Source organism: Mesorhizobium sp. M2E.F.Ca.ET.209.01.1.1 (assembly GCF_004010375.2).
Taxonomy (GTDB): Bacteria; Pseudomonadota; Alphaproteobacteria; order Rhizobiales; family Rhizobiaceae; genus Mesorhizobium.
In genome coordinates this window covers 1-909 of sequence record NZ_SADP02000064.1, presented here as the reverse complement: position 1 = coordinate 909, position 909 = coordinate 1, and the positions used below count along the sequence as shown (strand labels likewise).

The following is a 909-nucleotide window of genomic DNA, read 5'->3' as shown; positions in this document are numbered from 1 at the left end:
TAGAGGGCGCGGCGCACGCGTGATCGCCCGCCCTGGATCTGGCTCCTGCGGTTGAGCTTGCCGCTCTTGTTGTCGAACGGGGCAAGGCCGACGAGCGCGGCGATCGCCTTGGGTGAGCGCTGGCCGAGCTCGGGCAGGAGCGCCAGCAGCGAGAGCGCGCCGCCCTTGGAGACACCGGGCACGGAGACCATCAGCGCATGGTCGCGGGCGGTGTCCTGGTTTTGACGAATGACTGCGGCAATCTGGCTCTCGAACGCCTTGATGCGCGTGTCGAGGTCGGCGATCAGGTCTTCAAGGCTGGTGATGACGATCTCCTCGAAGGCCTCGCTGAGTTGCTTCTTCAGCGTTGCCCGCATCCCGACCAGTTGATCGCGGTGGCCAGCAAGCGATTGAAGCTGCTCGACTTCTTCGCTCGGCGCCGGCTCGGCCTCAGGGTTATAGCGACGGCCGTAGCCGCTCAGCATCCTGGCATCGAGAGGATCGGTCTTGGCGCGCCGTCGCGTTGACTTCGAATAGTGGTGGGTGTGCGCCGGGTTGTGCCGCGAGAATGGCACGCCGGCCTTGGCCAGCGCATGGCGCAGCAGCCGGTCATGCACGCCTGTCGCCTCCATGACGACGAAGTCCCGACTGGGATCAAGGCCCGCCACATAGGCCGCTATCGCATCGGCCTGGTTATCGATGCGCCGAAGACGACCGCTTGTCTCATCAAAAAAGTCGAGCCACTGCTTGGAGATGTCGCAGCCGACATAGTTCTGGGCTATCATGTCCACGCCTCTTCCTGTGGTGCGGGGTCTGCTTCGAACAGCCCCGTGCAACTGTTCAGGTTGATGGTTCACCGGTGGGAAGGGACCGGGCCATGCCACGGCCTGTCCGAAAGGACGACCAGGATCCACTCGGTCTCCTTCCCAC

General features: G+C 64.1%; 1 protein-coding gene. It reads right to left on the bottom strand.

Features of this window, described 5'->3' with window-relative positions:
* A partial coding sequence (locus EN852_RS34550; RefSeq protein WP_246693160.1) for a transposase occupies window positions 1-764 on the bottom strand: 764 nt, incomplete at its 3' end.
* Window positions 765-909 lie beyond the last annotated feature (145 nt).